This window comes from Bacillus sp. FSL P4-0290, assembly GCF_037975435.1.
GTDB lineage: Bacteria > Bacillota > Bacilli > Bacillales > Bacillaceae > Bacillus > Bacillus subtilis.
Window position 1 is genome coordinate 248,441 of record NZ_CP150253.1, and the last position, 24,908, is coordinate 273,348.

20 protein-coding genes are annotated in these 24,908 nt (G+C 47.0%); 13 read left to right on the forward strand and 7 right to left on the reverse strand.

Annotation, left to right across the window (positions count from 1 at the left end):
• The first annotated feature begins 22 nt into the window (after positions 1-22).
• Complete coding sequence (locus tag MKY10_RS01395) at positions 23-1,363, forward strand: erythromycin esterase family protein (RefSeq protein WP_015252926.1); 1,341 nt, start codon at positions 23-25, stop codon at positions 1,361-1,363.
• A 249-nt stretch (positions 1,364-1,612) separates the two neighbouring features.
• Positions 1,613-2,581 (forward strand): rhodanese-related sulfurtransferase, encoded by a 969-nt coding sequence (locus tag MKY10_RS01400; protein ID WP_003246287.1) that lies wholly within the window; start codon positions 1,613-1,615, stop codon positions 2,579-2,581.
• A gap of 35 nt (positions 2,582-2,616) precedes the next feature.
• Here the strand turns inward: MKY10_RS01400 and gltP are convergent, their stop codons facing one another.
• From gltP to nagB, 3 genes are all read right to left on the reverse strand, one after another.
• On the reverse strand, positions 2,617-3,861 hold the full coding sequence (gene gltP / locus MKY10_RS01405) for a glutamate-aspartate/proton symporter GltP (protein WP_048654982.1): 1,245 nt from the start codon (positions 3,859-3,861) through the stop codon (positions 2,617-2,619).
• Between the two features lie 143 nt (positions 3,862-4,004).
• Complete coding sequence (gene ptsG / locus MKY10_RS01410; RefSeq protein ID WP_033883167.1) at positions 4,005-5,903, reverse strand: glucose-specific PTS transporter subunit IIBC; 1,899 nt, start codon at positions 5,901-5,903, stop codon at positions 4,005-4,007.
• A 20-nt stretch (positions 5,904-5,923) separates the two neighbouring features.
• The gene (gene nagB / locus MKY10_RS01415) at positions 5,924-6,673 is read right to left on the reverse strand and encodes a glucosamine-6-phosphate deaminase (RefSeq protein ID WP_044052651.1); all 750 of its coding nucleotides are present in this window, start codon (positions 6,671-6,673) and stop codon (positions 5,924-5,926) included.
• A 218-nt stretch (positions 6,674-6,891) separates the two neighbouring features.
• Here nagB and gamR point away from each other — a divergent pair, with 218 nt between their 5' ends.
• The 3 genes from gamR to MKY10_RS01430 all read left to right on the forward strand — a co-directional run bounded on the left by gamR (position 6,892) and on the right by MKY10_RS01430 (position 9,187).
• Positions 6,892-7,599, forward strand: a complete 708-nt coding sequence (gene gamR, locus MKY10_RS01420; protein WP_003234841.1) for a transcriptional regulator GamR — start codon at positions 6,892-6,894, stop codon at positions 7,597-7,599.
• Positions 7,600-7,632: 33 nt separating this feature from the next.
• A complete protein-coding gene (locus MKY10_RS01425; RefSeq protein WP_015252923.1) occupies positions 7,633-7,908 on the forward strand; it encodes a DUF1648 domain-containing protein in 276 nt (91 codons plus the stop codon).
• A gap of 208 nt (positions 7,909-8,116) precedes the next feature.
• The gene (locus tag MKY10_RS01430) at positions 8,117-9,187 is read left to right on the forward strand and encodes a branched-chain amino acid aminotransferase (protein ID WP_339226068.1); all 1,071 of its coding nucleotides are present in this window, start codon (positions 8,117-8,119) and stop codon (positions 9,185-9,187) included.
• Positions 9,188-9,223: 36 nt separating this feature from the next.
• Here MKY10_RS01430 and mmuP read toward each other — a convergent pair whose 3' ends face one another.
• The 4 genes from mmuP to MKY10_RS01450 all read right to left on the reverse strand — a co-directional run bounded on the left by mmuP (position 9,224) and on the right by MKY10_RS01450 (position 14,274).
• The gene (gene mmuP / locus MKY10_RS01435) at positions 9,224-10,636 is read right to left on the reverse strand and encodes an S-methylmethionine permease (RefSeq protein WP_015252921.1); all 1,413 of its coding nucleotides are present in this window, start codon (positions 10,634-10,636) and stop codon (positions 9,224-9,226) included.
• A gap of 119 nt (positions 10,637-10,755) precedes the next feature.
• Entirely contained in the window at positions 10,756-11,703 is a 948-nt protein-coding gene (gene mmuM / locus MKY10_RS01440; RefSeq protein WP_015252920.1) for a homocysteine S-methyltransferase, read from the reverse strand.
• A 128-nt stretch (positions 11,704-11,831) separates the two neighbouring features.
• Positions 11,832-13,268 (reverse strand): alanine/glycine:cation symporter family protein, encoded by a 1,437-nt coding sequence (locus MKY10_RS01445; protein WP_015252919.1) that lies wholly within the window; start codon positions 13,266-13,268, stop codon positions 11,832-11,834.
• Between the two features lie 22 nt (positions 13,269-13,290).
• Positions 13,291-14,274: a glutaminase gene (locus MKY10_RS01450; RefSeq protein ID WP_014475676.1), complete on the reverse strand. Its 984-nt coding sequence runs from the start codon at positions 14,272-14,274 to the stop codon at positions 13,291-13,293.
• Positions 14,275-14,575: 301 nt separating this feature from the next.
• On the opposite strand from MKY10_RS01450, the gene glnK reads away from it, so the two are divergent.
• From glnK to garD, 8 genes are all read left to right on the forward strand, one after another.
• A complete protein-coding gene (glnK, locus tag MKY10_RS01455) occupies positions 14,576-15,808 on the forward strand; it encodes a two-component system sensor histidine kinase GlnK (RefSeq protein WP_114523716.1) in 1,233 nt (410 codons plus the stop codon).
• 10 nt (positions 15,809-15,818) lie between these two features.
• On the forward strand, positions 15,819-16,763 hold the full coding sequence (glnL, locus tag MKY10_RS01460) for a glutamine utilization two-component system response regulator GlnL (protein ID WP_029317240.1): 945 nt from the start codon (positions 15,819-15,821) through the stop codon (positions 16,761-16,763).
• A gap of 226 nt (positions 16,764-16,989) precedes the next feature.
• On the forward strand, positions 16,990-17,916 hold the full coding sequence (kdgD, locus tag MKY10_RS01465) for a 5-dehydro-4-deoxyglucarate dehydratase (RefSeq protein ID WP_003246372.1): 927 nt from the start codon (positions 16,990-16,992) through the stop codon (positions 17,914-17,916).
• A 29-nt stretch (positions 17,917-17,945) separates the two neighbouring features.
• The gene (gucD, locus tag MKY10_RS01470) at positions 17,946-19,412 is read left to right on the forward strand and encodes an alpha-ketoglutaric semialdehyde dehydrogenase GucD (protein WP_048654985.1); all 1,467 of its coding nucleotides are present in this window, start codon (positions 17,946-17,948) and stop codon (positions 19,410-19,412) included.
• Positions 19,413-19,496: 84 nt separating this feature from the next.
• Positions 19,497-20,864 carry a glucarate transporter GudP gene (gudP, locus tag MKY10_RS01475; RefSeq protein WP_014475680.1) on the forward strand — a complete coding sequence of 456 codons (1,368 nt, stop codon included), beginning with the start codon at positions 19,497-19,499 and terminating at the stop codon, positions 20,862-20,864.
• A gap of 36 nt (positions 20,865-20,900) precedes the next feature.
• A complete protein-coding gene (gudD, locus tag MKY10_RS01480) occupies positions 20,901-22,268 on the forward strand; it encodes a glucarate dehydratase (RefSeq protein ID WP_048654986.1) in 1,368 nt (455 codons plus the stop codon).
• 69 nt (positions 22,269-22,337) lie between these two features.
• Entirely contained in the window at positions 22,338-23,039 is a 702-nt protein-coding gene (locus tag MKY10_RS01485) for a FadR/GntR family transcriptional regulator (RefSeq protein ID WP_003234813.1), read from the forward strand.
• A 91-nt stretch (positions 23,040-23,130) separates the two neighbouring features.
• Positions 23,131-24,663 (forward strand): galactarate dehydratase, encoded by a 1,533-nt coding sequence (garD, locus tag MKY10_RS01490; protein WP_029726963.1) that lies wholly within the window; start codon positions 23,131-23,133, stop codon positions 24,661-24,663.
• Positions 24,664-24,908 lie beyond the last annotated feature (245 nt).

Genomic DNA, 24,908 nt, shown 5'->3' on the forward strand with positions numbered 1-24,908 from the left:
TAGCAGAAAAGGAGAGATAGAATTGAAACGAATGATAGTGAGAATGACCCTGCCGCTGCTGATCGTTTGTCTGGCGTTTTCTTCTTTTTCAGCCTCTGCCCGTGCTGCTTCTGAAGAAAAATATTGGGGTTCATGGATTGAACGACATGCACAGCCACTGGATGCTTCCAATGCTTCAAACAAAGACCTTCGATTTCTAAAGAAGGTGCTGAAAGGGAAACGAATCGTTCAGTTAGGGGAAACGACACACGGCGCTGGTGAAATCAACGCCACAAAGGTCAGAATGATCAAATATCTCCACGAAGAGCTGGGATACGATGTATTGGCATTTGAGTCTGGCTTTCCTGATACAAATGCATCCTACCTTAATATGGACCAATTAACCCCTAAAAGCACGATGAAAAACTCCATTTACGCTGTATGGCACACAGAAGATGTCGTTGAATTGTTTGATTACATGAAAGAGCAAAAAGAGAAAGGCGATCCGCTGATCCTTACCGGTTTTGATATTCAAAGCATGAAGAATTCATTCAATGATGCTGCGACTCATTGGGTAAAAGCGGTGGACCCTGAGAAAGCAGAGTTGCTCTCCCAATCAGAAAATGATTTTTCAACATTAGTGACAGACAGCAATACGTTTGATGAATTTTCGCAAAAGAAGGAAAAGCTTGTGAAAAACTATCAGAAGCTGATCAAGTTCACTAAAACACATGCTTCAGAGCTAAAAGAAAACCTTCCAAAAGAGCCGAAAGCTTATGAGATGTTTATGCATTCTCTTCAGCTGAGAATTGACGTAATGGAAACGTATATGCTGGAAGAAATGAAAGAAAAACTAGAGGAGTATCCGGAGAATATTGAGAATTTTTCATTCTTTATGAGAGACCGCATGATGGCTGAACAATTTCAGTGGGTAGCTGACACCCTTTATCCGAAAAAGAAAATCATTGTCTGGGGCCACAATTACCATCTACGCAAACAGAATACGAAGATGATAAAGGACTGGGTACAGCTAAACGGCCCAAACATGGGTGATTATTTGCCGGAGCGGCTGAAAAAACAAACATATACGATTGGCATTTATGCTTACTCAGGTGCGAGTCTTGATAGCTCCGATAATAAGACTGTTAAGCCGGTTACAAGCCCGCCGCCGTCTGGGAGCCTTGAAGCTTTGCTGAAAGCTGCGGATCATCCAGTTGTTTTTGTTGATTTTCTCCATACAAAAAACAAGAAAGGCACTTCGTGGATGTATACCCCGCGGACTGCGCTCTATTGGGGGTACATGGAAGAGCGGATGATCCTTAAGGAACAATATGACGGTGTCATTTGGCTGGAGCATATCACGCCATCTGTCATTATCAAGTGAGCGGTGTCTTCCTGTGCTATAACAGGTAGAGTTCACCTTTTGTTTGATAGTTTTCAGATAACTATATTGATTAGTAAATGAATGGAAAATACTTGTTTGCCATGAGAAACCCTTGTGCTGCTTAGGTTTGTAAGAGCTTGGATATTTTTATCAGTCTGGGCGGATCTGTTCATCTTTGCGGCATTTTCCTGTATGATATAGTAAGAGTGTGCATAGCAACTAACTATAATTGAACAGGGTGTTTAAAACATGGAAAAACAATACAGAGTATTACTTTACTATAAATATGTTCCGATTGAAGATCCAGAGGCGTTTAGAGAGCAGCATCTGGCTTTTTGTAAGGAGCTTGGTTTGTTAGGCCGTATCCTTGTTTCTTCTGAAGGAATTAACGGTACGGTATCAGGTACGGTTGAACAGACTGAAAAATATATGGAAACAATGAAAGCTGATCCTCGTTTTGCGGACATGGTATTTAAAATTGATGAAGCAGAAGGCCATGCCTTCAAAAAAATCTTCGTCCGCCATAAAAAAGAGCTTGTAACGCTTCGTCTTGAAGATGATGTCGATCCGAACGAAACAACAGGCCAGCATTTGAAGCCTGCAGAATTTTATGAGAAGATGCAGGATCCAAACACAATTGTCATCGACGCGCGTAACGATTACGAGTATGACCTTGGCCATTTCAGAGGTGCGGTCCGTCCTGACATCGAAGCCTTCCGCGAATTACCTGAATGGATCGAAGAGCACAAAGATATGCTTGAAGGCAAAAAGATTTTAACGTACTGTACAGGCGGCGTACGCTGTGAAAAGTTCTCAGGATGGCTGGTGAAGCAAGGCTTTGAAGATGTAGCACAGCTTGACGGCGGAATCGTGACATACGGAAAAGATCCAGAGGTGCAAGGCAAGCTTTGGGACGGCCAGTGCTACGTATTTGATGAAAGAATCAGCGTGCCTGTCAACCGTGTCGAGCATGTGATTGTCGGCAAGGACTACTTTACAGGAGAACCGTGTGAGCGTTATGTGAACTGCGCAAATCCATCTTGCAATAAAAAAATGATATGCACACCGGAAAATGAGTATAAATATATGCGCAGCTGCAGCCACGAATGCCGCACGAACCCAAGAAACCTGTATGTGAAAGAGCATAATATGACAGAAGAAGAAGTAAACGCAAGACTGGCAGCGATTGAAACAGAAGATCACGCTGCTGCTGAATAAAAAAAGAACACCTCGTATTGAGGTGTTCTTTTTTTCTATATGCTTTCAGTTTGGCTGTTTGCGGAAACCCATTCTTTTTGGCGGAAGGCCTTTTCCCATTTTGATATCACGATACAGGCGATCGCATGTCCCGGTACGTTCACGCCTGTTCTCGCCATGTCCATGACGCGGTCAACACCCGCGATAATGGCAACGCCTTCAGCCGGCAGTCCTACAGCATTGGCAGTCGCCAGAAGAACTACAAGCGATCCTGAGGGTACAGCTGCAATGCCTTTACTCGTCATCACAAGCACAAGCATCATGAGCAGCTGCTGGGACAATGTCATGTCTACTTGAAAGGCCTGTGCGAGAAAGATACAAGAAACCGATAAATATAAGCTGGAGCCGTCACAGTTCAATGACAAGCCGGAGGGAACGACAAATGATACCACTCGTTTGGGACAGCCGTATTTCTCCATTCTATCCATCAGCTGAGGGAGAATGGTTTCAGTGCTGGTGGTGGAAAATGCAATTAAAAACAGATCCCATATCATTTTCAATACTTCGAAATACTTAATCTGAAAGATGAGACCGACAAGCGGAAAGAGGACAAAGAGGATCAGGAACAGGCCAAGGAATACGGTGCCAACCAGCTTAAACATAGGGAGGAGGAGTTCAATGCCATATTGGCCCACAGAAGCTGCCATCAGGGCTAACACGCCGATAGGAGCAGTGACCATGACGATTTGCGTGAGCTTGAACATAATCTGAGCGGTAGATTCAAAAAACTTCATTACTGGTTCAGAAGCTTTGCCGATACCAGCTGCGGCGACACCAAATAAAATGGCGAAGAAAATAACGGCAAGCAAATCATTTCTGGCCATGACATCAATAATGTTTGTAGGGATAATATCCAGGATCATTTGCTTGAAATCAACAACTTTGTCTGTGTAGCCGGAAAGTTCATGGATATCTTTTTTTGCCAAATGGGAGAGGTCAAGCCCGACACCTGGTTTTAAGACATTCGCTAATAAAAGTCCAAGCCCTAATACCAACGTTGTAATCACTTCGAACCAAATGATCGTCTTGATGCCGAGGCTGCTCATTTTTTTCATGCTTCCGCTTCCTGCGGCTCCAATGACAATGGTAGAAAATACAATCGGCACAACAATCATTTTAATCAGGCGGATAAATCCATCTCCGACAGGCCTCAGTGCCATCCCGAAATCAGGAAAAAAGTGGCCGATCACCGCGCCGACAGCCAAAGCGATTAAAATTTGAAACGCGATTAATTTTTTCAAATGAATCCCCCTTTAGAACGATAGAATGTAGGCATATTCATATCATTCGTGATTCAAATGCAAACACCTTTTTTCAAGTTATTTTATTTTGATAGCGCTTTCGATATGTTGGCGAAAAAGTCCCCGCAGCAGGGGGGACTTTTTTACTTCATTATTTGAATGTGCTTTAGATCTTCTTCAGTGGTATTTGTGAAAATAACCGGTGTTATGGCTGAAGCGGCATGCTGCTTGATGTAATTGAGATCAAAGGTGAGAAGCAGTTCGCCTTGTTTGACGGCTTGTCCGCTTGTGACATGTGCTTCAAAGCCTTCCCCATTCAGTTTGACGGTATCGATGCCGACATGAATCAGGATTTCAGTGCCGCCGGCGCTCATAAAGCCGATGGCGTGTTTTGTCGGAAAAATCGAGACGATCTCGCCGTCCGCAGGTGCAACGACTTTTCCTTCTGATGGTATAATCGCAAATCCCTCGCCCATCATTTTTTCTGAAAAGACTTGATCAGGCACATCCCCTAAAGAGACTGTTTCTCCTTTAATCGGATAGATAAAGGTCTCACCGGAATCGGGCTTCTGCTGTTTGTCAGTTACCGTGTCCAGCGCGGCGGCGGTGGCAGGGACGCCTCCGGCCATGATTGTTTTGATGTCGTCTTTTAAGGCATCGGACTTAGTTCCGAATATTGCCTGGAAGTTGTTGTTGACCTCCAGCACACCTACTGCACCAAGCCGTTTTAATTCATCCTTGCTGACTTGGCTTGGCTGATGGACGGTCACACGAAGCCTTGTGATACATGCATCCAGGTTAGCGATATTTTGCTGTCCGCCCAAGGCCTGCAGCACGTGAAAGGCAAGCTGGTCTTTTGCAACTGGAGCTTTCTCCTCATTCTGACCGTCTTCATCTGTCTCACGGCCGGGCGTTTTCAAATTCCATTTCAGAATCGCAAATCGGAACAAATAATAATAAATGAAAGCAAACACGATCCCGACAGGAATGACAACCCAGCCGTTTGTAGACAGTCCGTAGTTCAAGACGTAGTCAATTCCGCCGCCTGAGAACGTATAGCCGTGGCGGACATGGAATAAATCACAAACGACAAAGATGACGCCGGCAAGAATAGAGTTAATCAAATAGAGCACGGGCGCAACGAACAAGAAAGAAAACTCAACCGGTTCTGTAATTCCGGTCAGCATAGATGTGAGCGCCGCAGAAATCATCACGCCGGAGATCATTTTTTTCTTTTCCGGACGCGCGGTATGGATAATGGCAAGTGCAACTGCCGGCAGACAGAAAATCATGTAAGGGAAATCCCCCATCATAAAGCGCCCGGCTGTCGGGTCTCCCGCGAAAAACCTTGTCAGGTCGCCGGTTACGGTGTTGCCTGTTGATGGGTCTGTGTATTCTCCCATCATAAAATAGAAAGGCGTATAAAAAATATGATGCAGGCCAAAAGGAATCAGCAAACGATAGATCGTTGCATAAAAGAACAGGCCGACTGTTGAATCGGCAATTAAACTGCTGGCTGCGTTAATTCCGTTTTGGATCAGCGGCCAAACGAATGAGAAAATGACGCCGATCACCAATGAACTGACGGAAGTAATAATCGGGACAAATCGTTTTCCAGAGAAAAATCCAAGGACCGGATGCAGCTCGATTGATGAAAATCGCTTATATAAATAGGCGGCGAGAAGCCCGATGATGATTCCTCCGAAAACCCCCATATCAATCAGGTGCTCGGCTCCTTCATACGGAGGCTGAAGGCCGAGTAATTTTCCCATATTGTCGAGGGTGACGGTTAAAATTAAGTATCCGATGACAGCGGCAAGTCCGGCTACACCTTCTCCGCCGGCTAATCCGATCGCGACCCCTACGGCGAAAATCAGCGGGAGATTATCGAATACAACGCCGCCTGCATCCTTTATAATAGGGATGTTCAGTAAATCCTTGTCTCCGAAACGGAGCAAAAGACCTGCTGCCGGCAGGACGGCAACCGGAGTCATCAACGCGCGGCCAAGCTGCTGCAGAATTTGAAATGCCTTTTTAAACATGACAGTCTCCTTTTATTGTGTTATGAGAATGATGCACTCTTTAATTTTTGAGCTGCTTTATAATCGGCGATAACGGTTACATGATTGTGATTTTGAAGAATGGAGGCTGGTACTTCTGTCGTGACAGGACCTTCAGCCATCTTTTGAATGGCGTCTGCTTTTTCCTCGCCGCTTGCTAAAAGCACAATATGTTTGCTGAATTCCATGATGGTTTTAATGCCCATTGAAATCGCGAGTCTCGGCACCAGCACCGGATCACCGCCGAAGAATCTGGCATTTGCCTGTATCGTGCTTTCCGAGAGCTTCACAACACGTGTCCGGTCCTCAAAATCAGATCCCGGTTCATTGAAACCGATATGGCCATTGGCGCCGATGCCGAGAATTTGGACATCAATGCCTCCCGCCTGGCGGATGAGATCCTCGTATACTTTGCATGCCGCCTCAAGCTGCGGATTGTCTCCTTGCGGGATATGAATATGATCAGGCTGCATATTGATATGCTGAAAAAGATGCTCATGCATAAAATGGTTATAACTTTGCGGATGAGATGGAGAGAGACCAGCGTATTCATCCAAATTAAATGTAGTAACCTTTGAAAAATCAATTTTGCCTGCCTGATAGTCTGAAATCAACTGCTTATACAAGCCGACCGGTGTGCTTCCTGTTGCCAGGCCGAGAACGGCATCTCTCTTAGCTTGTATTTGTTCTTTAATAATGGCAGCGCTTAACTTACAGAGTTCTTCGTAGTGCTCGGCGATCAGAATCTTCATGTGACACCCCCTCAAAGAGATAGACAAGCACCATATTTGTTATGACCAATTTATGATACTTGTCATTACGAATTTAGCACCACCATTATTAAACTGTCAATATTAATTTCTGAAAATTTGTTATAAAAGAAGGATACAAATCTTTCATATTGGGATGGCAAATGGTATTATGGTCTCAATGAAAAAGAACGGATTGCATACAGAATGGGGAGAATGAAATGACAGCTTTATATTCTGTTATCAAGTTTAAGATCATTGAGTTAATTAAATCGGGCAAATATCAGGCGAATGATCAGCTGCCGACGGAGAGTGAGTTTTGCGAACAATATGATGTCAGCAGAACAACTGTGAGACTGGCTCTGCAGCAGCTAGAGCTTGAGGGATATATTAAAAGAATTCAAGGAAAAGGGACATTTGTATCGGCGGCAAAAATACAAACGCCGATTCCGCATAAGATTACGAGCTTTGCAGAACAAATGAGAGGACTTCGTTCCGAATCAAAAGTGCTTGAGCTTGTGGTGATTCCTGCCGATCACTCCATTGCCGAGCTTTTGAAAATGAAAGAGAATGAACCTGTCAACAAGCTTGTCAGAGTCAGATACGCCGAGGGGGAACCTTTGCAGTATCATACCTCATATATTCCCTGGAAGGCGGCACCGGGGCTGGCGCAGGAGGAATGCACCGGCTCGCTGTTTGAATTGTTAAGGACAAAATACAATATTGAAATCAGCAGGGGCACGGAATCGATCGAACCGATTTTAACGGATGAAACGATCAGCGGCCACTTATTAACCAATGTCGGAGCGCCTGCGTTTTTATCAGAATCCCTTACCTATGATAAAAATGAAGAAGTGGTGGAATATGCGCAAATTATTACCCGGGGAGACCGAACGAAATTCACCGTAGAACAGTCATATCATTCATAAAGCAATGTGTTTTAAGAAGGGAATGGTGGTTTTATGTTTTTATTGACGAATGGAAAAGTGCTGTGGGGAGCAGTGATTGCTGCATTCATCCTTTCAATTGTATTTTACCCTTTTCTGCCGACGCAGATGCCGATTCATTATGATGTTGCGAACAGTCCGGATCTGACGGTTAACAAGCTGGCGGGGACTGTGATGCTGCCTGTTTTGATGGTGGTGTTTGCATGGGCGCGGAAGATCAATTGGCAATTTGTATTCGCAGTGTATATTTTGCTGATTTGCCACATTGTCGTCCTTTGTTTAGCGGTCTAAATCAAACAGCCAGAATAAAACTGGCTGTTTTTCTTAATTTCAGCTTCATCTGACAATGAATGTGGTGTATAATAGCTGATGATCCTAAAGAATATTCTGAAATTTATCGGTGTGAAGCGGCGTATCATGAAAGGAAAGGCTGTATACTTTTTGTAGCTTTAAAAAGACTGAATATTTAAACAATTATGCGAAAGGTGTGCTGATTAGATTGAATAAGCTTATTGAACGAGAAAAAACTGTATATTATAAGGAAAAGCCCGACCCGTCTTCCTTGGGGTTTGGACAATATTTTACAGATTATATGTTTGTGATGGACTACGAAGAGGGAATTGGATGGCATCATCCAAGAATTGCACCGTACGCACCGCTTACGCTCGATCCGTCTTCATCTGTTTTTCATTACGGCCAGGCTGTTTTTGAAGGATTAAAAGCATACAGAACAGAGGATGGCAGGGTGCTCCTGTTCCGTCCGGGTCAAAATATCAAACGGCTGAACAGATCGTGTGAGCGCATGAGCATGCCCCCTTTAGACGAAGAGCTGGTCCTTGAGGCATTGACACAATTAGTTGAGCTGGAGAAAGATTGGGTTCCAAAGAAAAAAGGAACGTCACTGTATATTCGTCCTTTTGTCATTGCCACAGAACCGAGTCTCGGTGTGAAGGCATCCAGGAGCTATACATTTATGATCGTGCTTTCGCCTGTCGGCTCCTATTATGGCGACGATCAGCTGAAGCCGGTTAGAATCTATGTCGAAGATGAGTATGTGCGGGCGGTCAACAAAGGAGTCGGGTTTGCAAAAACGGCTGGAAACTATGCCGCCAGTCTTCAGGCACAGCGGAAAGCGAATGAACTGGGCTATGACCAGGTACTGTGGCTGGACGCCATCGAAAAGAAATATGTGGAAGAAGTAGGGAGCATGAACATCTTTTTCGTCATAAACGGGGAAGCTGTCACACCTGCTTTAAGCGGAAGCATTTTAAGCGGGGTTACACGTGCGTCTGCGATTGAATTGATTCGAAGCTGGGGCATTCCGGTTCGTGAAGAGAGAATATCGATTGATGAGGTGTATGCGGCCTCTGCACGCGGAGAATTGACAGAGGTCTTCGGCACAGGCACGGCAGCCGTCGTTACGCCTGTCGGTGAACTCAACATTCATGGAAAAACGGTGATTGTAGGAGACGGGCAAATCGGGGACCTCTCGAAAAAGCTGTATGAAACGATAACAGATATTCAGCTTGGCAAGGTGAAAGGCCCGTTTAACTGGACAGTGGAAGTGTGAAAATCGAAAAAGAACCTGCCCGGAGGCAGGTTCTTTTTATTTTGAATGAGTCATATCAGCAGTCGGCTGGCTTTTGCGGTTTTTCACATAATATATTGCATAGCAAATGGCCATAAACGGAACGCCGCAATACAGTGCGATTCTTTGATTCGGATCAAAGGCAATGCCAATGACGGAAGCCAGGCATAACAGAAACGCTGCAATCGGCACGAACGGATACAAAGGGGTTCTGTATTTCAAATCAGTAACCTTGTTTCCCGCTTCGATATAACGTTTTCTAAACATGAATTGAGAAGCAGCGATACCCATCCACACGACAACGACGGCAAAACCGGAAATCGACACGAGCACAACGTATACAGTGTCTGGCGCAAATACGCTGGACAGCAATGACAGAATGCCGCCGATCATGCTGAACACTAGCGCGTTAAAAGGGGTTCCTTTTGACGTCAGCTTTGCAAATGTGGGATGAAGCGTTTTTTCTTTTGATAAAGACCACAGCATCCGGGAAGAAGCGTAGAGTCCGGAATTAGCCGCTGACAGGATCGCTGTTAGGATAACAAAGTTCATGATATCGGCTGCGTATGGTACACCGACTCTGTCAAAGACAGCGACAAACGGGCTTTTGATGACACCTGCATCTTGAATCGGAATCAGCCCTGACAGCACAAAAATTGTTCCGACAAAGAAGAGTGAGAGACGCCAGACCGTTGTTTTAATCGCTTTTGGTATTGTCTTGTCAGGATCAACGCTTTCACCGGCTGCGATTCCGATTAGTTCCGTTCCCGAAAAGGCAAAATTAACGGACAGCATCGTCATCAAAATCGGGACAAATCCATTTGGAAAAAGCCCGCCTTCCGCCATGAAGTTGGACAGCATCGGTGCGGCTTCTCCGCCTTTGATCGGGATGATGCCGAACATGGCAGAGCCGCCTAAAAGAATAAATAATACAATGGCTAATACTTTGATGCTGGAAAACCAAAATTCTGATTCAGCGAAAAACTTGACCGAAAATGCGTTAAGCAAGAAAATGAACAGCGCAAAGACGGCACTCCACATCCAAACCGATGTATGGGGGAACCAGCGCTGCATTAACAGGCCGGCTGCTGTGAATTCTGATCCCAATGCCACGGTCCATGTCAGCCAGTACAGCCAAGCAACCGTAAATCCGGTGCCCGGCCCTATGTATTTGGCTGCATAGGTGTGAAAGGCGCCGGTCACAGGCATGGCGACTGACAGCTCACCGAGGCATAGCATGACCAGATAGACGATGCCGGCCCCGACTAAGTAGGCGAGTATCGTTCCGGCCGGGCCTGCTTGCTGAATGGTATAACCTGAGCTTAAAAACAGCCCGGTTCCGATGACACCTCCCAAGGAAAGCATAAAGAGGTGCCGGCTTTTCATACTTCTCTGAAAGGTTGTCTCATTCTTGTTGTGGGCAGAGTTCATCTTTTTCCAACTTTCTATCAGCGATTTATTTCCTCCTAATAAAAAATCTCATGTCAGAAAGTGACACGAGACTCCGGCGAACCGGCTTTAAGTTAGAATATACAAACTATTCCGATAAGTCAAGTTGTTTTTAAAGAGCGGGCCCAAGCCGCAATTTCTTGAATATTTTCGGGTTTTGTCCGGCAGCAGCCGCCAATCAGCCTCGCTCCTTTTTCATGCCAGGTGCGGGCGCTCGCCCCGTAAGATTCTGCGCATGCTGCGCCGTTCCACGTTTTTGTTTCCGGATCATATTGCTCACCTGAATTCGGGTAGACAATGATCGGTTTTGACGTGTTCTTTTTTAACTCCTCTATCAAGGAAGGGATATGCTGAAGCGGCGTGCAGTTGATGCCGAGTGCTGCAATTTGGCGGTGTTCATCAAGCCATGATGCGCAATCAGATGCAGGTGTTCCGTCACTGATATGCAGGCCGTCTTTAGCACTGAAGCTGATCCATGCATACGTTTCAGGAAATTCCTTCAACAGCCGAACAATCGCTTTGGCTTCAGTCAGACACGGAATCGTTTCGCATGCCAATACATCAGCTCCGGCTTCAATCAGCGCCTTCATCCGGGGGCGATGAAATTCAATCAGTTCATCTTCTGATATTGCGTAGTTGCCGCGATACTCAGACCCGTCTGCAAGATAAGCGCCATAAGGGCCTATAGAAGCCGCAATGATGGGTTTTGGCCGATTCAAACGGTTCTCTTTAAGCGACCAAAATTCATCACGTGCTTCAGCTGCGATGCTGACGGACAACTCGATGAGCCGGCGTGCTTCCGCTTCGCTCAGCCCGCGTGCGGCAAAGCCTTCAAATGTAGACTGATAGCTGGCGGTGATTGCACAATCGGCACCTGCCGCAAAATAATCAGTATGAACTTGTTTAATCAGCTCCGGCTCTTCCATCAGGATTTTTGCTGACCACAGACTGTCGTTCAAATCACAGCCCTTGCGTTCAAGCTCGGTCGCCATGGCGCCGTCTAGCACAATAAGCGGGTATGTATCTAGTATGTGTTGGATAGGATTCATAGAATGTACCGATGCCTTCTTTCAGATTTTTTTGAAAAAGATATGAAAATCGTAATGGAGGCTTACGTGTTTGTCAATAAACGCAAAAAGGGAAAGGTGTTCAGCCCATATGTCTGAACACCCTTTTCTTATGATATTTGTTTGTTGTGCGTGTCAGTCTTTGTGTCTGAAACCGGCCAGCACTCAATGCCATTGTGGTTTTTGAGCACATTTTTATAAAAGACCGGATCTTTGCCTGCTTTTTTCTGGCGTGTATAGTCTTTCAGCGCCGTAAAAACAACTTTTGATAGTAAGAAAATCGCGATTAAATTCACGACGACCATCAAACCCATGAACAAATCAGCAAGATCCCAGACGAGCTGGACTTTGGCAACACAGCCAAACACGATCATTGCCAGCACGCCGATACGGTAGACAAAAATCAGTTTTTTGCTTTTGTTCAAAAAGCCGATATTGGTTTCGCCATAATAATAGTTTCCGATTAAAGCACAGAATCCGAATAACAAAATCAGAATGGCGAGAAAGCCTGATGCCCATGATCCGACATGGGAGCTGAGAGAGGCTTGTGTCAAGGCGATTCCGCTCAGACCCGGAGTATGATAGGCATCCGAAAACAGGATGATAAAGGCGGTGCTTGTACAAATGACCAGTGTATCTGTCAGTACACCAAAAGCTTGGATCAGCCCCTGTTTGACGGGATGGCTTGTTGTGGCGGTGGCAGCGGCATTCGGTGCGCTTCCCATTCCCGCTTCGTTTGAAAAGATTCCCCGTCTGACGCCTTGCATGAGTGCCGCGCCCAAAGCCCCGCCGGCGGCCTGGTCAAAACCAAACGCATTTTTCACGATTAGCGCAAGCACACTTGGCAGCTGCGTAATGTTGGTGAAAATGACGAAAAACGCAACTCCGATATACAGGACAGCCAATACGACGACAATGGATTCAGCCAGCTTTGCAATGCGCTTGACTCCGCCAAAAATAATCGTGCCGAATACAGCAATTAAAATGAGTCCCAATGTCAGGCGGTTTGTGCCAAACGCGTTTTCAAAGGCAAGGCTGACTGTATTGGATTGAACCGAGTTGAAGACGATACCGAACGATAAGGTGATTAACACAGCGAACAGCGCGCCCATCCACCTTTTGTTCAGCCCTTTTTCCATGTAATACGCCGGCCCGCCGCGGAAGCCGTTTACATCTTTTACTTTATAAATCTGAGCCAGTGTGCTTTCCACAAAGCTGGATGCTGATCCGATAATGGCGATAATCCACATCCAGAAGATTGCACCGGGCCCGCCGAGTGCAATGGCGATGGCAATGCCCGTAATATTTCCCGTTCCGACACGGGCCGCCATGCTGATGCAAAAGGCTTGAAACGGAGAAATGCTGTTTTTTGACCGGGAAGCAGCACCTTCTCTTAATACCCTGACCATTTCTTTCAGCATGCGAACCTGTAAAAACTTAAGCCTGAACGTAAAATAGATTCCCAGAGAAAGGAGCAAAACAATTAATAGCTTTGACCACAAAAGATCATTTGCAATACCGACGATATGTTCCAGGATTTGCTGCATACAATCACCTCTTTTTTCATGTTTAAAAAATGCTGAGCTCCCACTCCTGCGCCATATGCTTCAGCAGCATACCGCCAGTGAGGCTGTTACCGTATTCATCAATGGCAGGCCCGTAAATGCCGATGCCGCATCCGGATTGAAAAGGCTGTTCTCTTCTGGCGCTTGGAGGCACCAGCGCCATGATGCCGCCGGAGACGCCGCTTTTGGCCGGCACGCCGACAAACGCCGCATATTTGCCTGAAGCGTTGTACATGCCGCACGTCAGCATTAATGCCTTGGCCAATTTTGCCACATCTTTTGGAATCACCTGCTCGCGTCGAATCGGATGATACCCGTCATGAGCAAGGATCAGGCCGATCAACGCAATATCTTCTGTGGTGCTCTCCATAGCGCATTGCTTCAAGTACACCTCAAGTGTTTCTTCTACTTCAGCTTCTAAAAAGTTTGTTTCTTTTAAATAGTAGGCCAGCGCTCTGTTGCGGTGGGCGGTTTCCCATTCAGAACGGAATACTTCCTCATGAATTCTCGGCCGTTTTCCTATCAAAGTTTCCATCACCGAGTAAAGAAACTCGAGCTTTTCGTATGCCGATTCTCCGGGAAGGATCGAAGCGATGGTGAGGGCACCCGCGTTGATCATGGGATTGAAGGGCTTTCCCGGCTTGTTGATTTCGAGCCGAATGATTGAATTAAAGGCGTCACCTGTCGGCTCGACATCTACGCGGTCAAGCACATAGGGAATGCCGCGGCTCATGCAGGCGGCAATAAAGCTAATCACTTTTGAAATGCTTTGCAGGGTAAAAGAGACGTTCCAGTCGCCGGCGTGTATCATCGTTCCATCAGGCTCCAATACACAGATGCCGAGCTGTGAATCATTGACTTTTCCTAATGCGGGGATATAGTTTGCGCTTTGTCCATTGGCGGCAAAAGGGCGATAGTATTCAACCCAATCATGAAGCTGTAACGCCGGGTTTATGTCTTTCTGGTGCTCTTTTATCAATTCTTTCATCGAATTCCTCCTCACTGATTTTTTTCTTAAAGGACTGAGGTGTATCAAAACGAAGGCTAAAGGGGCGTTAAACGCTTTCATAATAGCGGAAGGTATAATTACTGTATAATGGAGACTACAGAATCATACAAAATACGACAAAAACATTTTGAAAATAAGCAGTAAGATTTATAAAAACCTCATGTTCTGGGTCAAAAGCAATTTGCAGGTTTTCTCCCGATTCCCCAAAATAAAAAGCGAGGATGTGATCAACATAAAACTTGAACGGTTTATTGAAAAAGACGGATATATACTGGCTCTCATGCTGATTACGGTGCCGCTGGCCGGTGAACTGAAATTTTATCCCCTCAATGAAGAATTCCGGGTCAGCTTTGGGGCACCGGTTTTTTTCTTCTTTTTATCATTGTTGCGGCATGTGCCCGCTGTGCTGCCGGTTTTTCTGACTGGAGCGGCTGTTTTCATTTTCCGCGTCTTTCTGGAATTATGGGGCGGAGGACACAATGGACTGACTCCGATTCTGTATGATCAAGCGTCTGGCTTTTTCTTTTATATGACTTACGCCTGTCTGTTTTCCATATTAAAGGCCAATCGTTTCCGTGAACGGCCGATTATGCTCGGTTTCATTGGGTTTATGATTGAAGTTGTGTCAGATTGTGTCGAGCTGGCTGTGCAATTTCTCATTTTTCATACGGTTGTTACGCCTGAGAAAATCACTGACATTGCGGTGATTGCGATTTCTCACACATTTATTGTGATGAGCTTTTATAGTGTGCTGAAGCTGTATGAAACACAATCGAGAGAAAAACAGACAAGGCAGCAGCACGAGCACATGCTGATGATCGTTTCCAATTTATATGAAGAAACGGTGCACCTAAAAAAGACATTGAAAACGACAGAGAAAGTGACAAACGATTCGTATCAGCTCTATCGGGAAATGAAGGGCAAGGATGTTCAGCTGAGCGGCAGAATCCTGAGACTGGCCGGAGAAATTCATGAAGTGAAAAAGGACAACCAGCGGATATTCGCAGGGCTTTCAAAACTGATTTCGAATGAGAGTTTGAGAGATTATATGAGGGCTTCTGATTTGCTGCAGCTCGTGATTCGAATGAATGAAAAGTACGCTGAAGCACTAGGGAAGCAGATTGATTTTTACTGCTCGATCGAGGGAGAGCATGACGAATATCACGTATTTATCGTGCTTTCGATCATTAATAATCTAACAGCAAATGCGGTAGAGGCTATGGATGAAGAGGGAATGGTCAGCCTGAGGCTCCGTAAGCCAAATGAGAGTATGGTAGAATTCCAGGTGGAAGACAATGGCCCCGGGATTTCCGAGAAAATCGGAGACATTGTGTTTGACCCGGGCTTTACTTCAAAATATGACGAATTTGGCACGCCTTCTACGGGTATCGGACTTTCCTACGTAAAGGAAATCGTGACTGAGCTAGAAGGGGATATCACGTTTGATAATCAGCAGCGGGGAGTGGTGTTTGCCATCAGGCTGCCTGTCCGGCATTTGATTCAGAAAGGGTGAACCGAAAGCTATGCGTTTTTTTATTGCAGATGATGACCGTGCGGTGCGGTCAATTTTAAGGCAGATCATTGAGGACGAAGATCTCGGGGAAGCTGCTGGTGAAGCAGACGACGGAAGCCAAGTGGAAGGGCATATGCTGCAATTTAAGCAGATTGATATTTTATTAATCGATCTGTTAATGCCCGGAAGAGACGGCATTGAGACGATTCGTCAGATCCAGAATACGTACTCCGGCAAAATCGTAATGATCTCTCAAGTGGAGGCGAAGGAAATGGTCGGGGAAGCGTACTCGCTCGGCATCGAATATTTTATCCATAAGCCGATTAACCGCATTGAAATTGTCACGGTTCTCCAAAAGGTGAAGGAGCGGATCGAGCTTGAACACTCGATTGGAGCCATTCAGCATTCTCTAAGCCGGCTTGTCAATCGGACTGAACGGAAAGCGCGTCCCCAGCAGAAGAGTGACAGCGGTTTAAAAGAGGCAGGAACATTCCTGTTGTCCGAGCTGGGCATGATGGGAGAAGGCGGCGCACATGATCTCATGGCGGTCCTGCAGTATTTAGCAGAACACGAGCAATCCGAGCCGCACGAAAAACAAAGCCCTTCGCTAAAACAAATATTCACCCAAGTAGCGGTACGGAAGCTGGGGACAGGGGCCTCACAGACGGAAGTCAATCGCGAAATAAAAGCCTCGGAGCAGCGTATCCGCAGAGCGATTATCCATTCGCTGCACCATTTTGCTTCATTGGGCACAACTGATTTTTCGAATCCAAAATTTGAAACCTATGCATCGAAATTCTTTGATTTTCCGGTTGTCAGCCAGAAAATGAAAGAACTCCAATCCAAGGATGCAAAACCCCTTGCACCTGCTAGAATAAATATGAAAAAATTCATCCACGTGTTTTTTTTGGAAGCAAAGCTTTTGCATGAGACGATGAAACAAAGAAGGATATAAACCAAACAGCCGGCTGACCAGGCTGTTTTTTTGCTGCGCAGAATCCCGGCCGGACAGTGATTTACCGCTTTTTTATAAAATATCAGAAAATAAAGATATTGACTTATTGTTTATTTGTCTTACAATTAAACAAAAGGATATATGGGGAAGGAGCGGATGTGAAAGAAAAATTAATAAAAGCGCTTACAGATGAGGCTGTATACACAAATAACAGGAGGTTATGTTGATGAGCCGTATCAGAAAAGCACCCGCTGGAATTTTAGGTTTTCCGGTTGCTCCTTTTAACACACAAGGAAAACTGGAGGAAGAAGCTCTTTTTCAAAACATTGAGTTTTTGCTGAATGAGGGCTTGGAAGCGATATTTATCGCTTGCGGGTCTGGTGAATTCCAATCTCTCAGCCAGAAGGAATATGAGCAAATGGTGGAAGTCGCAGTCTCGGCAGCCGGAGGAAAGGTGCCGGTCTACACGGGGGTGGGCGGCAACCTCAGCACAGCGCTTGATTGGGCGCAGCTGTCGGAGAAAAAAGGCGCCGACGGCTACTTGATCCTGCCTCCGTATTTGGTGCATGGCGAACAGGAGGGGCTGTACCAGTATGCGAAAACGATTATTGAAAGCACTGACTTGAACGCGATTCTTTATCAGCGCGATAACGCAGTTCTCTCTGTTGAACAGATCAAACGTCTGACCGAATGTGAACAGCTTGTCGGTGTCAAAGACGGGGTAGGAAATATGGATTTGAATATCAACCTCGTCTATACGATCGGCGACCGCTTAGGATGGCTCAACGGAATGCCGATGGCTGAAGTGACGATGCCGGCTTATCTGCCGATCGGGTTCCACTCTTACTCTTCAGCGATTTCAAATTATATCCCGCATATTTCGCGAATGTTCTATGATGCATTGAAAAACGGAAATGACGAGCTTGTGAAGGAACTCTATCGGCATGTGATTCTGCCGATCAACGACATTCGCAAACAACGAAAAGGCTACGCCGTATCCTTGATTAAAGCCGGTATGGAAATCATGGGTTTGAATGTAAGGAATACAGCCAGACCGCCTGTCGGCCCGGTTGAAAAAGATCATTATCAGCAATTGGAAGCAATTTTGAAGCAGGCGGCTGACCGTTTTCCGAAAAAAGCCGCGACGGTTTGACCAGAAAAAACACGAAAGGGGCAATGGGCATGTCTGTGATCACGGAACAAAACACGTACCTCAACTTTATTAACGGAGAGTGGGTTAAGTCTCAATCAGGCGATTTGGTCAAGGTCGAAAACCCTGCCGATGTGAATGACATTGTCGGATATGTACAGAATTCAATGGCTGAAGATGTGGAACGTGCCGTCGCCGCCGCCAATGAAGCCAAAACGGCTTGGAGAAAGCTGACGGGTGCCGAGCGCGGCCAATACTTATACAAAACAGCGGATATCATGGAGCAGCGCTTGGAGGAAATCGCCGCCTGTGCAACGCGTGAAATGGGTAAAACATTGCCGGAAGCGAAGGGAGAAACAGCCCGTGGGATTGCCATTCTGCGCTATTACGCCGGAGAGGGCATGCGAAAAACGGGTGACGTCATTCCGTCTACTGACAAAGCCGCGCTCATGTTTACCACCCGTGTTCCGCTCGGTGTGGTCGGCGTGATTTCTCCGTGGAACTTCCCAGTGGCGATTCCGATTTGGAAAATGGCGCCGGCATTGGTATACGGCAATACCGTTGTCATCAAACCGGCGACAGAAACAGCTGTGACATGCGCGAAGATCATTGCCTGCTTTGAGGAAGCGGGGCTCCCGGCAGGGGTCATCAATTTGGTGACAGGCCCGGGTTCTGTTGTCGGTCAGGGGCTTGCTGAGCATGACGGTGTAAACGCCGTTACGTTTACCGGTTCAAATCAAGTCGGAAAAATCATCGGGCAAGCCGCTTTAGCGAGGGGAGCCAAGTACCAGCTTGAGATGGGCGGCAAAAACCCTGTCATCGTAGCTGATGACGCTGACCTTGAAGCTGCGGCCGAAGCTGTCATAACGGGGGCCTTCCGTTCAACCGGCCAGAAATGCACCGCGACAAGCCGTGTCATTGTACAAAGCGAAATTTATGAGCGCTTTAAAGAAAAACTGCTCCAGCGCACAAAAGATATTACAATCGGAGACAGCTTAAAAGAGGATGTCTGGATGGGACCGATTGCCAGCAAGAATCAGCTTGATAACTGCCTGTCATACATTGAGAAAGGCAAACAGGAGGGGGCTTCCCTTTTAATAGGAGGAGAAAAGCTGGAGAACGGAAAGTATCAAAACGGCTATTATGTTCAGCCTGCCATCTTTGACAATGTGACATCTGAGATGACAATTGCCCAGGAGGAAATTTTCGGTCCGGTGATCGCCTTGATCAAGGTGGACTCGATGGAAGAGGCGCTGAACATCGCCAATGATGTGAAGTTCGGATTAAGTGCATCCATCTTCACGGAAAACATCGGCCGAATGCTTTCTTTCATTGATGAAATCGATGCCGGGCTGGTTCGGATCAATGCAGAAAGCGCAGGTGTTGAGCTGCAGGCGCCTTTTGGCGGCATGAAGCAGTCGAGCTCCCACTCCCGAGAACAGGGTGAGGCAGCGAAGGACTTTTTCACAGCGATCAAAACCGTTTTTGTGAAGCCGTAATGGTGCTGGAAAGAGGCATGCGTCTCTTTCCCGGCTTTATCACAGCCAGCATATGATTCTCTACTTTGAAAAGGAGAAGATACTATGAAAAAAGACTTTGCGAATGTTACACCGGCGGGCAAAAAAACGTCCGTGCGCTGGTTCATCGTGTTTATGCTGTTTCTTGTGACCTCTATTAACTACGCGGATCGAGCGACGCTTTCCATCACCGGAGATTCCGTCCAGCACGATTTGGGATTGGACTCGGTCGCCATGGGATATGTCTTTTCTGCCTTTGGCTGGGCCTATGTCATCGGACAGCTTCCGGGCGGCTGGCTGCTGGACCGTTTTGGTTCAAAGACTATCATTGCGTTAAGCATCTTTTTCTGGTCGTTTTTTACGCTGCTGCAAGGGGCGATTGGCTTTTTCTCCGCCGGCACAGCGATTATCCTGCTGTTTGCACTGCGTTTTCTGGTTGGTTTATCAGAAGCGCCTTCATTTCCCGGAAACGGCAGAGTTGTTGCCTCATGGTTTCCAAGCTCCGAGCGCGGGACAGCTTCAGCCTTTTTTAATTCAGCACAATACTTCGCAATCGTCATTTTTTCTCCTTTAATGGGCTGGCTTACCCACTCTTTCGGCTGGCATTCCGTCTTCGTTGTCATGGGTATTGCAGGCATTCTTCTGGCTGTCATCTGGCTAAAAACGGTGTATGAACCGAAAAAACACCCAAAGGTTAATGAAGCTGAGCTTGCGTACATCGAACAGGGCGGCGGGCTGATTTCCATGGATGACAGTAAAAGCAAACAAGAAACAGAATCGAAATGGCCGTATATCAAACAGCTGTTAACGAACCGCATGCTGATTGGCGTGTACATCGCGCAATACTGTATTACGACTCTCACCTATTTCTTTCTCACATGGTTTCCGGTATATTTGGTTCAGGCCCGCGGCATGTCTATTCTTGAAGCTGGGTTTGTCGCTTCCCTGCCGGCGCTGTGCGGATTTGCCGGCGGCGTGCTTGGAGGTATTGTGTCAGACATCTTACTCAAAAAAGGCCGTTCACTGACCTTTGCAAGAAAAGTGCCAATCATTGCCGGCATGCTGCTGTCTTGCAGTATGATTGTCTGCAACTACACAGATTCAGCGTGGCTCGTCGTTGTCATTATGTCGCTCGCGTTTTTCGGAAAAGGCTTCGGCGCATTGGGCTGGGCTGTCGTGTCGGACACGTCTCCGAAAGAATGTGCAGGATTAAGCGGCGGTTTGTTCAACACTTTCGGGAATATTGCCTCAATTACAACACCGATTATTATCGGATACATTGTCAATGCCACTGGATCTTTCAATGGCGCGCTTGTGTTTGTCGGCGCTAACGCGATTGCGGCGATCCTCAGCTATTTGCTGCTGGTCGGGCCGATCAAACGGGTCGTGTTAAAGAAACAAGAACAAGACCCCGATCAATCGTTGCCTGTCTAATATTTATGAAAGCGCTTTATAAAGGGAGGAAAATGCATGAGTTCACCGATACAAGAGCAGGTTCAAAAAGAAAAAAGATCGAATATTCCCTCAATTTCTGAAATGAAGGTGATTCCTGTTGCGGGACATGACAGCATGCTGCTGAATCTAAGCGGAGCACACAGCCCGTTTTTTACCCGGAATATCGTAATCTTAACGGACAGCAGCGGAAATCAGGGAGTCGGCGAGGTGCCTGGCGGAGAGCATATTCGCCGCACACTGGAGCTTTCAGAGCCGCTTGTTGTCGGAAAATCTATCGGTGCGTACCAAGCGATATTGCAAACGGTCAGAAAGCAGTTTGGCGATCAGGACAGGGGAGGGCGAGGAAACCAGACGTTTGATTTGCGCACCACTGTGCACGCCGTCACCGCACTGGAAGCGGCATTGTTAGATTTGCTTGGAAAGTTTCTTCAGGAACCGGTCGCGGCTTTGCTGGGCGGAGGGAAGCAGCGTGATGAAGTAAAAATGCTCGGTTACCTCTTTTACATCGGCGACCGAAATCGGACGACCTTGCCGTATCAAAGCGATGAGCAGTCAGATTGTGCCTGGTTCCGTCTGCGCCATGAGGAAGCGCTGACGCCGGAGGCCATTGTGCGTCTTGCCGAATCCGCACAGGAGCGCTATGGCTTTCAGGATTTCAAGTTGAAAGGCGGGGTGCTGCGGGGAGAAGAGGAAATCGAAGCTGTTACCGCATTATCGAAACGTTTTCCAGAGGCAAGGATCACTCTTGATCCGAACGGGGCATGGTCATTAGAGGAAGCTATTGCATTATGCAAAGGAAAGCAAGATGTGCTCGCGTATGCGGAAGATCCATGCGGGGATGAGAATGGCTACTCCGCTCGTGAAGTAATGGCTGAATTCCGCCGCGCGACAGGGCTTCCGACTGCGACAAATATGATTGCGACTGACTGGCGGGAAATGGGTCACGCGATTCAGCTCCACGCGGTCGATATACCGCTGGCTGATCCGCATTTTTGGACGATGCAAGGGTCGGTGCGGGTTGCGCAAATGTGCCATGATTGGGGTTTGACATGGGGCTCGCACTCCAACAACCACTTTGATATTTCCCTAGCGATGTTTACCCATGTAGCAGCAGCGGCTCCGGGGCGCATCACGGCGATTGATACCCATTGGATCTGGCAGGACGGGCAGCGATTAACGAAACAGCCTTTTGAGATTTCTTCTGGCTGTGTCAAGGTGCCGGATAAGCCTGGACTAGGCGTCGATATTGATATGGAACAAGTGGAAAAAGCGCATGAGATCTATCGGAAAATGAATTTAGGCGCACGGAATGACGCGATCCCAATGCAGTTCCTGATCAGCAACTGGGAATTTGACCGGAAGCGCCCGTGTCTTGTGCGATAAGTTTGATTGTAAATATTGTCATATCCGCTATTTTGTCTTACAATTGAACAACTGAAGGGAGAGTTGTTCGTGTACGAAGGTTTAGAGGATTTGAAAGTCGATACAGTCAATCGGAAAACATTAGCCAAGCAGGTCATCGAACGGATTGTCCATTTATTATCGAGCGGACAGTTGAGGGCCGGAGACAAATTGCCGACAGAAATGGAACTGATGGACATTTTGCATGTCAGCAGGCCGGTGCTTCGGGAGGCACTCAGTTCACTTGAAACGCTGGGCGTCATTACGAGAAAAACACGAGGGGGCACATATTTCAACGATAAAATCGGCATGCAGCCGTTTTCCGTCATGCTTGCCTTGGCCACTGATAATCTTCCGGCTATCATTGAAGCGCGGATGGCGCTAGAACTCGGACTCGTGACAATTGCCGCGGAAAAAATCAATGAGGAAGAGCTTCAGCGTTTGCAGAAGACGATCGACGATATTGCCAACAGCACTGACAATCTTTATGGTGAAGCGGATAAAGAGTTCCATCGAATTATTGCGTTAAGCGCCAATAACCCCGTCGTTGAAGGGATGATTCAGTCCCTGCTGATCACCCATGCGAAAATTGACAGCCAAATTCCGTACAGGGAGAGAGATGTAACGGTCGAATATCACAAAAAAATCTACGACGCCCTTGCCAAAAGAGATCCGTACAAAGCACATTACCACATGTATGAACATCTGAAATTTGTCCGTGACAAAATTCTAAAAGGAATGGATGAAAAATAATGGTGAGCAACCGCAGTTGAAACGTAAGAGCTGCGGTTTTTTTAAAACCAATTTAGAAAACGCTTACTAAGATATGAGGAGTGATTTTCATATGGCGATGAACCTCAGGAAGAACCAAGCCCCCCTTTACATCAAAGTGCATGAAATAGATAACACTGCGATTATTGTAAATGATGGAGGACTGCCAAAGGGCACTGTTTTCTCATGCGGGCTCGTACTTGAAGAGGATGTTCCTCAAGGCCATAAGGTGGCCCTCACCGATCTCAATCAAGGGGACGAGATCGTGCGTTACGGAGAGGTGATCGGATTTGCTGATGAGACGATCAAACGCGGGAGCTGGATACAGGAAGCCCTCGTGAGAATGCCCGCTCCTCCGGCGTTAGACGATCTTCCTCTCGCAAACAGAGTGCCGCAGCCGCGGCCCCCTCTTGAAGGCTACACGTTTGAAGGGTACCGAAATGCGGATGGCAGTGCGGGGACAAAAAATATCCTCGGCATCACGACAAGTGTTCAATGTGTTGTTGGCGTTTTGGATTATGCAGTCAAACGAATAAAAGAAGAGCTGCTGCCGAAATACCCAAATGTCGATGACGTTGTGCCGCTGCATCATCAATACGGATGCGGCGTGGCGATCAATGCGCCCGACGCTGTCATTCCGATCCGCACGATTCAAAATCTCGCGAAGCATCCGAACTTCGGCGGAGAAGTAATGGTCATCGGATTGGGATGTGAAAAGCTCCTCCCGGAAAGAATTTCCTCCGAAAATGATGATGACATTCTATCGCTTCAGGATCACCGAGGTTTTGCGGCGATGATCCAATCCATTTTGGAAATGGCGGAGGAACGGTTAATCAGGCTGAACAGCAGAACCCGGGTGTCATGTCCTGTTTCGGATCTGGTTATCGGCCTGCAATGCGGCGGCAGTGATGCGTTTTCCGGCGTGACGGCGAACCCTGCCGTGGGGTATGCGGCTGATTTATTGGTTCGCGCAGGTGCAACGGTTTTGTTTTCTGAAGTGACAGAGGTGCGGGATGCCATTCATTTATTAACGCCGCGGGCTGTCAGTGAAGAGGTCGGACAATCACTGATCAAAGAGATGAAGTGGTATGACAGCTATCTCCGGCGGGGAGACGCAGACCGAAGCGCAAACCCGTCACCAGGCAATAAAAAAGGCGGATTATCCAATGTGGTGGAAAAAGCGTTAGGTTCGGTGGCGAAATCAGGCACAAGCCCCATCTCCGGCGTGCTCGGCCCTGGTGAAAGAGCAGAGCAAAAAGGCCTGCTGTTCGCGGCGACACCGGCAAGCGATTTTGTGTGCGGCACCCTGCAGCTGGCTGCGGGCATGAATCTGCAGGTGTTTACGACAGGGAGGGGAACACCATATGGCCTGGCTGCTGCACCGGTGCTGAAAGTATCAACTCGGCATTCCTTATCAGAGCATTGGGCTGATTTAATCGATATCAATGCCGGCCGAATCGCGACAGGAGAGGCCAGTATCGAAGACGTAGGCTGGGAAATCTTCAGGACGATTTTGGATGTGGCAAGCGGCCGCAAACAAACGTGGGCAGACCGTTGGGGTCTTCATAATGATTTGTGCTTGTTTAATCCTGCTCCAGTGACTTGATTCATGTTTTTATAGCGGAAAGATGGAATATGCTGTAAAATGAAAAACAGCGTATAGGAAACGGAGGGGTTACAGCATGGCATTCATTAGATTCCGAGTGACACGAATTCAATAGTGAACAACTCTCGCCTGAATGCGAGAGAATCGGGATGAATCCGCCTATGTATGAGCCCTTACATGATTATCAAAAAAGAGGGTGGCGTGCCTGCCCTTTTTTGTGCCTTCAAGCATCCCTTCTCTCTACT

Excerpts from the sequence above, each read along its gene's own strand:
- MKY10_RS01445 (WP_015252919.1), bottom strand. The coding sequence starts at position 13,268 with ATGCAGCAAATCCTGGAACATATCGTCGGTATTGCAAATGATCTTTTG.
- MKY10_RS01425 (WP_015252923.1), top strand. The coding sequence starts at position 7,633 with ATGTTTTTATTGACGAATGGAAAAGTGCTGTGGGGAGCAGTGATTGCT.
- nagB (WP_044052651.1), bottom strand. The coding sequence starts at position 6,673 with ATGAAGATTCTGATCGCCGAGCACTACGAAGAACTCTGTAAGTTAAGC.
- mmuP (WP_015252921.1), bottom strand. The coding sequence starts at position 10,636 with ATGAACTCTGCCCACAACAAGAATGAGACAACCTTTCAGAGAAGTATG.
- MKY10_RS01400 (WP_003246287.1), top strand. The coding sequence starts at position 1,613 with ATGGAAAAACAATACAGAGTATTACTTTACTATAAATATGTTCCGATT.
- gamR (WP_003234841.1), top strand. The coding sequence starts at position 6,892 with ATGACAGCTTTATATTCTGTTATCAAGTTTAAGATCATTGAGTTAATT.
- gucD (WP_048654985.1), top strand. The coding sequence starts at position 17,946 with ATGTCTGTGATCACGGAACAAAACACGTACCTCAACTTTATTAACGGA.
- MKY10_RS01450 (WP_014475676.1), bottom strand. The coding sequence starts at position 14,274 with ATGAAAGAATTGATAAAAGAGCACCAGAAAGACATAAACCCGGCGTTA.
- gudP (WP_014475680.1), top strand. The coding sequence starts at position 19,497 with ATGAAAAAAGACTTTGCGAATGTTACACCGGCGGGCAAAAAAACGTCC.
- mmuM (WP_015252920.1), bottom strand. The coding sequence starts at position 11,703 with ATGAATCCTATCCAACACATACTAGATACATACCCGCTTATTGTGCTA.
- garD (WP_029726963.1), top strand. The coding sequence starts at position 23,131 with ATGGCGATGAACCTCAGGAAGAACCAAGCCCCCCTTTACATCAAAGTG.
- ptsG (WP_033883167.1), bottom strand. The coding sequence starts at position 5,903 with ATGTTTAAAAAGGCATTTCAAATTCTGCAGCAGCTTGGCCGCGCGTTG.
- glnK (WP_114523716.1), top strand. The coding sequence starts at position 14,576 with ATGCTGATTACGGTGCCGCTGGCCGGTGAACTGAAATTTTATCCCCTC.
- kdgD (WP_003246372.1), top strand. The coding sequence starts at position 16,990 with ATGAGCCGTATCAGAAAAGCACCCGCTGGAATTTTAGGTTTTCCGGTT.
- gudD (WP_048654986.1), top strand. The coding sequence starts at position 20,901 with ATGAGTTCACCGATACAAGAGCAGGTTCAAAAAGAAAAAAGATCGAAT.
- glnL (WP_029317240.1), top strand. The coding sequence starts at position 15,819 with ATGCGTTTTTTTATTGCAGATGATGACCGTGCGGTGCGGTCAATTTTA.